Annotated in this window: 5 protein-coding genes, 2 pseudogenes and 1 other annotated feature; of the genes and pseudogenes, 2 read left to right on the top strand and 5 right to left on the bottom strand. The window is 37.6% G+C overall.

Annotated features, from left to right (window positions below):
* Positions 1-32 precede the first annotated feature (32 nt).
* The 4 genes and pseudogenes from FTU36_RS16055 to FTU36_RS16070 all read right to left on the bottom strand — a co-directional run bounded on the left by FTU36_RS16055 (position 33) and on the right by FTU36_RS16070 (position 3,525).
* Positions 33-1,005 (bottom strand): annotated as a pseudogene (locus FTU36_RS16055) (IS3 family transposase).
* Positions 600-716 (bottom strand) — a sequence feature (AL1L pseudoknot). Its footprint overlaps the pseudogene before it by 117 nt.
* 182 nt (positions 1,006-1,187) lie before the next feature.
* Positions 1,188-1,754 carry a recombinase family protein gene (locus FTU36_RS16060; RefSeq protein ID WP_006581699.1) on the bottom strand — a complete coding sequence of 189 codons (567 nt, stop codon included), beginning with the start codon at positions 1,752-1,754 and terminating at the stop codon, positions 1,188-1,190.
* A gap of 161 nt (positions 1,755-1,915) precedes the next feature.
* On the bottom strand, positions 1,916-2,605 hold the full coding sequence (locus FTU36_RS16065) for a hypothetical protein (RefSeq protein ID WP_180012498.1): 690 nt from the start codon (positions 2,603-2,605) through the stop codon (positions 1,916-1,918).
* Positions 2,605-3,525 (bottom strand): hypothetical protein, encoded by a 921-nt coding sequence (locus FTU36_RS16070; RefSeq protein ID WP_180118541.1) that lies wholly within the window; start codon positions 3,523-3,525, stop codon positions 2,605-2,607. The genes FTU36_RS16065 and FTU36_RS16070 overlap by 1 nt, the downstream gene beginning before the upstream one ends.
* Positions 3,526-5,878: 2,353 nt before the next feature.
* Here FTU36_RS16070 and FTU36_RS16075 point away from each other — a divergent pair.
* Together FTU36_RS16075 and FTU36_RS16080 are read left to right on the top strand one after the other, a co-directional pair.
* Positions 5,879-6,886, top strand: a complete 1,008-nt coding sequence (locus FTU36_RS16075; protein WP_096902771.1) for a replication initiation protein — start codon at positions 5,879-5,881, stop codon at positions 6,884-6,886.
* 130 nt (positions 6,887-7,016) lie between these two features.
* Complete coding sequence (locus tag FTU36_RS16080) at positions 7,017-7,556, top strand: plasmid replication DNA-binding protein (RefSeq protein WP_096902770.1); 540 nt, start codon at positions 7,017-7,019, stop codon at positions 7,554-7,556.
* A gap of 65 nt (positions 7,557-7,621) precedes the next feature.
* Here FTU36_RS16080 and FTU36_RS16085 read toward each other — a convergent pair.
* Positions 7,622-7,696: pseudogene (locus FTU36_RS16085) on the bottom strand (IS6 family transposase); the annotation flags it as partial.

Here is a 7,696-nt window from a genome sequence, read left to right on the forward strand (position 1 = left end):
GACTTGGAATTTCCCATCTGATTACTCCACGCTTACGAATATGAATTGCTACATTTTATCCGATTATCTTTTGCTTCGCAATGCGGCATGGGCGCACTCAGCGTTCCAGCCCCCTCTGCCGCCCTAAATGCTTGCTCCAATGCATCGAGCACCATATCTGTATTCATCCGTGTCGATACTTTCCATCCAACAATTGCTCGTGAGAACACATCAATAATAAATGCAGTATAAACCCAGCCTGAATTTGTTTGAATATACGTAAAGTCACTCACCCACAGTTGGTCAGGATGATCAGCAGTAAAATTACGTTTTACCAAGTCATCCGCTCGTTTTTGATCATCTCGGCTACGGGTGGTTTGTTTGTTCTTACCACGCCAAACACCTTTTATACCTAGCTTTTGCATTAATCGAGCAACAGTACAGCGCGCAATAATATAGCCTTCACGTTTCAGTTTTTGCCAGACTTTACGTACACCATACCGACCTGAACTTTCCTTCCAAATTCGTTTAATCTCCTCAGCATGATGCAAGTCATGTAAATCTCGCTTTGCTCGATGTTCTGGATTTTCACAGAGATCTAGAGTCCGGTAATAGGTTGAAGGTGCGATCGGTAAAATTCTACAAATCGCCTCGACTCCGTACAGCTCTTTATTATTATGGATAAAATCCACCATTATTTGTGTGGGCGGTCGAGCTCCGCCTGGGCGAAAAAAGCGGCTGCTTTACGTAGAATTTCATTGGCGCGTTGCAGTTCTTTATTTTCGCGTTCGAGTTGTTTGATACGTTCTTGGTCTGAAAGCTGCTGTACTTTAACTGGATTTTGTTTATCTAAATATTTTTGATACCAAACACGTAGTGTTTCAGGAGTACAACCCTTGCGCAGTATACTGCTCAGGGAGCAATAGCGGTGATCGCAGCCCAATTCGATGGATAATCTTTCTCGGATTCAATCAATAATTGAACCGCTCTTTCTCTGATTTCAGGGGTATATTTTACTTTTTTCATCGGGACATTCTCTCAGAAAGCTTGGTCTCCGACAAACCCGGTACGGTTCAAAAATCTTCCATTGATTTATTTATATCTGTTAAACCAGTCGCATTATGAAATGTAATATAAGTAGAAATTTCAGTATAAATGGTCATGATCTTTTCTAAATTTGAATATCTAAGCGTCTTCATTAATCAACCTTATTGATTATTAGTTTCTTCTTTTAAAGCTCTTTGTACTGTTGCTATCCCTACTTTAAACTTTTCTGCAACACCTCTAAATGTTGAATTTTCTTCAGCCATTGCTTTTCGTATTTCAACATAGTCAACCTTCCGCTTTCTTCCCTTATATAAGCCCTTCGCTTTGGCTTTTGCAATTCCTTCCTTTTGACGCTCACGGATCATGGAGCGTTCAAACTCTGCAAATGCAGCAAGCATCTGAAACATGAGTTTATTTATTGCCGATTGTGCTACATCATGACTGAAGGTCAAATTCTCTTTATGAAAAATAATGGTTATACCACGATCATTCAGACTATTCACAATTTCGTTCAGATCATTTGTATTACGTGCCAGACGATCAATACTATGAACATGCACCGTATCACCTTCACGCAGATAGTCGAGCATTGCATTTAACTGAGGACGTTCACGGCTACCACCGCTTGCCTTTTCAGTAAAGGTCTTATCCAGGCTGATTCCATCTAATTGACGTTCAGTATTTTGTTCAGTTGAACTGACTCGAATATATCCGACCTGATTAGGCATTCTGTACCGTTAGAGTTTAGATAATTAAATACATATTGTACCGAAATTAAATATTAAGTCTATAAATACGGTTTTTGAGTTGCTTTTTAAGACTTTATTTTGTTCCGTTAGGCTATACTCCAAATTTACATAATGTCGCATCTTCTGTGAAATCGTCTTTTCTACGCAAATAAACCTGATTTAAAGGCGAAACCTAACAATATTACAAGTAGCACTGTTAGCATTGCTTTAAGCCTAAAAATCGTATCATGAGCTATTTTAATTTTCTCCTTATACTCCACCTCTGACATTGAAAACTTATCCATTTCAGCCTGAATAGCATCCATATATTTTGAAATTTTTTCTAATTTTTCGCTCTGCTGTTCATTTTTAAGTGATAGCGCAGTATTGGATTGCTCCAGTTGTTTATTTAAATTGATCTGCTGAATAAGATTTTTCGCTTGATCGGCATTGATTTTTTGACTTTCCTCATTAAATTCATCCTGCTCTTTAGACTCTTGAATCAACTGCTTTGCTCTAGCAGTCAGTTTTATGTTTTTTTCTTTGAGGGCTTCATTCTCTTGTTCTAGAGATTCTTTAGCTTTTTCTATTGTAGAAAATTGCTTTTTAAAGTCGGTGAGCTGTCGCTGTAGCTCAATATTTTCCTCAAAGTGACTTGTCGCAACCTCATCAACTAAAAAATCACAATATTTAAAAAAATCGGCTTCAATCAGGGCAAAGGGCATGGCATGAGAAATTTTTAAATGCTCAACAATTTCATGCCAACTTTTACCCGTGCGGTACAGCTCGGTAATTTCATCCTGTCGGCTCTCAAGCCACCTACGTTTATTGAAATAAGGGGTTTTAGCCATCACTCAATATCCTTGTAAAAACTATCGCTATAAACATAGCCATCACTGCTTTTGGACGCTAAAAACCTCTTACCCTCCTCACTGCTTTTCCATGCCAAAAGTAGCTCTCTTGAGCTTTGATTGGCTTCGTCTTTAATAGCCCTAAAATATGTATGGATTTCCGTATTATTTTTAATTTTTGGAGTGGAAGCACGGACATAGCTTAGATTTAACTTTCGTCCACCTGCACCTAAAAAACTACGGTTCATTTTTGACTGAAAATAAGCCGTGAACATGCTATATAACTTACCGATCTGCACACGTACACCACGGTAGCCAATATAGCCCTCAAGGCTTAAAAGGTACTTTTCAAAATGTTCTTTTACATCCGTATTGGATTTATTTTTTTGAAAGCTATTTACCAAATTAACGCCACGTTGACGCACAGCCTCAAACGCTTCTTGCTTCAAACGCCATGTAAAGTTAGTCGCATGTTTGGTATTTTCACTTAAACCCATTTCTTGCAATTCTTTGATACTTTTGGCTCGTTTTGTGAGCTGTAAAAAAGTATATTCACCCACTGTTAAGGATATCTTTCCAAAGGTTTCAGCACCTTTGACCTGTTTAGAAATTTGATCATTTAAATAATCAAGATGATCATATTTATTCTGAATAATCACACCATCAGGCAAACGTAGAAGTAAGTCATTTACACGGCAAAGTAAAAGCAAAGTCGGGGGTCTAAGGGTATATAACTTATTTTCATTTTTCGATTTATCACGCAAGTAACGATAAAAATCAGCTTCGGTTAGATTTTCTTTCTGAAAACAACCGCCATTCGCAACGATGCAACAAAACGTACTTTGTCCGGACAGAAATTTTCGATACTGCTGTTGTGGTGTATTCAGCAAACCATAGCGGTCATTCCACTTTTCAAGCATGGATTCTGCATTACTAAAACTGCTCGGTTTAATCAAAATTCCCAAATCGTAACCTTTGCTGAAACATGCAAGGGTCGTATGAGTGAACTCTTTTATGCCAGTGGTGTAATAAATCATTTTTTCTTATTTAGTCCAAAAATTTAATTATCAATATACCTTCATTTGTAGATTCTTAAAGGTATTCCAAAGATTTTTTTAATAGTTATATCTAAAAGACTAGTTATAGGTAGTTATAACCGAATTATGCTATCGCATAATTAGCAGTTCCAAAAATTCGACTTGACATGGTATTTGATACGCATAAGATCAGATTTGTAGATATTGTTTTTTCGTTGGACTGCCAATCCATACATTCAATTTTCCTTAAAAATTGTTTGTTCATGGATTGCCAACCATGAACAAACAACATCACCCATTTTCGCAACGTGCCAAGTTGTGAAAATTTTTATCGGTGAAGCTGCGTGCGTGAGAAATCTAGCTGGCGCGGCTACGATAGGGGCTGAGAGGTGTGACTCCTCTTTTCTACCTGTTACAAAAGTTATGTTCCTGTTTTTACAGGATGCAAGTAGGGCGACACGGACACGGGAATTGACGGGTTATCAGCGTTTAAAACATGCGACTGGTAACTTAGTGAATTAACCCTGTTTTATTTGTTACGGTGAGCCATCTCAAGGATTGGGTGAATGGCGTTAATAACCGCTTGGCAGATGCTTCGCAAGGGCATAGTCAAGGCGCACAGGTGGGCTTTTGAGGGCATCGTAAGGTGTCAGGGGCGTGAGGTGAATAACTGGATCGTTCGGTACTGTACGGTGATTTGCTGAATTCGTAGAGATACGTTGCAAATTGCTGACAGATCAATGGATAGCTCAAGCCTGTAAGGTCGTCTCTGTCAACATACAACTACAAAATAGTTGATGGCAGTCGATATGCGTAGAGTAAGTGCTTTACCTTATTAATTTAACTAGGAAATATAAGCTAGAAAAGACTTGGAACTGCGGTCTAGCGAAGTATGGAATTGATTTTAGTTAAGTTAGAGATAAGCGTACTACTCGATTTCAATGTTTTTTATTGAAATCAAAGACAAGTGAAACTAACGTGGGCGCACTTCACACCGTATGAGTTGTAGATATTTAATTTCTGATTGATGAGTTCACAGAAAAGCAATTCTAGGCAAACAACGAGGTGGTGATCGGTGACGGTCTTTAGAAGTGTTAGAGAATAGACCAGTACAAAACCTTAGCTACATCGAGGTTGCAGACAGTTCGAGCGAATAAAAACGTAAGCGCTGTTAATTGGGAAAGTCTATGCCGATAAGTTGGTGATGTTTAAGGTGATTGAAAACAGATTTTTTTCGGTAATATTCGAGTGGTATCAACATGCTTTGGCTAGCATGATTTACCGAAAAAACTGTCTTAAAACGATTCTACAATCGTGAAAATTAGTTGTCTTGGCCGACAATGATATTTTCAAACTGTTGATGCAGTATAAATACGTACAAACTAGTGGTTTTAAGAACCCAGCCCCTTAGGGGCTGGGTTTGTCTTTATAAAAATAACTCTATTTCGCTCTCATTTGCGATTTAAGCCACTTCATAGCAAAAACCATCATTTCATCACATGACTTTGTAATCGGGCTAAAAAACGCCATTTTAAGCCTTGTATAAGCATCTATAGAGCGAGTGTCTACGAGCGAACCACCAAAATTCGCGCCTAGACTCTCTGAAAAACCGTTTTTTAAGCTGTGAAGCCTAAATAAGCGTAAATCATATGCAGAAATTTGAGCCTAGACCGAGCGTAGCGAGTAAAAAAGCTCTATGAGCGAAGCGAATTCCGAGTTGCTTTTGATCTTGCTTTTGCTTTTTCTTAAATTCACGAAAACATAAACCAAAAAATTGCCCCGGCGAATCGAGCGAAAGCGAGATTCAATAGAGTTTGAGCGTAGCGAAAACCAAGGGCAATTTTTCATTTATTAATTTTAAAAGCTTTATTAAAAGCTTTTAATAGCTTTTAAAAAGCTTTTAAAAAGCTTTACGACCAGTCTCAATGTGTTGCTATACCAGTGTTTCAGACACTAAAGTGGGGGCGAAATGTTAGGTTTTTGACTTTAAGTGGGGGCGAAATGTTAGGTTTTTGACTTTAAGTGGGGGCGAAATGTTAGGTTAGTGGGGGCGAAATGTTAGGTTAGTGGGGGCGAAATGTTAGGTTAGTGGGGGCGAAATGTTAGGTTAGTGGGGGCGAAATGTTAGGTTAGTGGGGGCGAAATGTTAGGTTGTAATCAAGATATGCTTGACTTAATAAGTGGGGGTGAATAGTATTAAAAATACCACCACATAATAGAAGAATAGTGATTTTAGATGGCTGTATCATTAAAGAAAATTAAAAATTTTGAGGAACATGACAAATCTCTTTTTCCTCTTGCAGCACCTGCCAAACGTTATCCAAAAGACTATGCTGTCTTTCAAAATATTTTCTGGCAATTGAAGCATGAGAAATCACCAAAAGACGATATTCTAAAATTGCTATTCTTTTTTAGCCCTAAAGTTCGGCTAGCATCAGATCCCAATGAAACAACAGAATTCACTGTAACAGCTAAAGAATATGCTGAATTGACGGGCTTAAAGCCAAGCAGTGCTTATGTAGCCTTAAACCGAGTAGTAGATGCTCTCTACGACCACAGTGTAGTTTTTTATCATCCTGGAAAAGATCGAGAAATTCGAACAAGACTCATTAGTACATGCTCATACAAGGATGGATGTTTTTATATTTCTTTCACGCATTTTGCCCTATACATTATGTATGTTTTTAATAAACAAAATTCGTATACAAAATTTAAAGTTAAGTCGGCTGTTGCCTTACATGGTCACGGTTTAAAACTTTACCCATTCTTGGTACAAAATGAATTTCGTTCTAATTTCGATGTATCCATTAAAGAATTAAAAAGTGCTTTAGGTCTAGCAGAAAATTCATACCCAGAATATAGAGATTTCAAAAGTACTATTCTTAAACCTCATATTGATGACATTAACTCTAAAACAGAACTGACTATTGAGTTTAAAGCAGTTAAGAAAGAAGGACGCAAAGCTAGTCATGTTAATTTTATAGTTAGAAAAAAGAAAACTATTGGAGCTAATCAACAAAGTGAAACTGGTAGTAACCAAGCGCAAAATAAAATAACTGCAAAAATGGTTTATTTAACGATAATTCAAAGTGAAGAATTGAGCTTGAGATTCAAAGAATCTGGTGAGACTACAGACGAATTAGTAGAAAGAATAAAAACTGATTTTAAGAACAACGAAGGTAATAGATGGATTGAAAAATTAGCAGAATTCAATGTCGACCTTACTATTGAACAAAAAAATTGAAGAGCTACTCCCCTATCTAAAGAAAGTAGGCTTTAATACAAAATAAATTTCATGTTTAGGTAGAATGTTCAGATGAACATCCTTGTACACGCACTGAGGGATTCCATTGAACACAACAAAATTTAGCGTTATGGACGCTAGTAAAGCCTTTAAAAAATCACGTACAACAATATACGAAGCTATAAAAAATGGTGAATTATCAAGGGATCATGATGGTCTTATAGATCTATCTGAACTTATCAGAGTCTACGGAAATCCTTCAGGTGTTCAGTCCAGTACACGCACTGAACACGTACAGAAGGATGTACATGTACACGTCCAGTCAGAAGTCGAAACTGTATTAAAAGATCAAATTTCATTACTTAAAAATCAATTGGACTTAGCCAATCACAGAGAAAAGGCTTTGATGCAACACATAGAAGATTTGACTCATAGAATTGAGTTTAAAGGTCAGCTTGAACAACCAAAAACAGGGGTAGAAGAGCACAAAGTTGTTCCTCCTGTTGATTCTGAGATGATAGAGAATCCTAAACTAGAACCAGACCAGAAAGATGACGGATTGACTACTCCGGAACAAAAGGAAAATAAGCGTATTCCAGTCCCTGAACATATTGAGCCAGAACCAGAAAAAAGGGGCTTCTGGAGCCGTTTTTTCAAGCCCTATGGATGATAGGACTATTTAAGGCACTGTTGCAAATAGAGATTTGAGTCGATGATGTTCCCTTTAAAAAGTACTTAGAGACCGAAAACCCTGTTGATTAGACACACTTCACCCTGAGGCTGACCATAATAAAATGACGATGCTTGTCC

It is taken from the genome of Acinetobacter sp. YH12096 (assembly GCF_013419215.1).
GTDB lineage: Bacteria > Pseudomonadota > Gammaproteobacteria > Pseudomonadales > Moraxellaceae > Acinetobacter > Acinetobacter amyesii.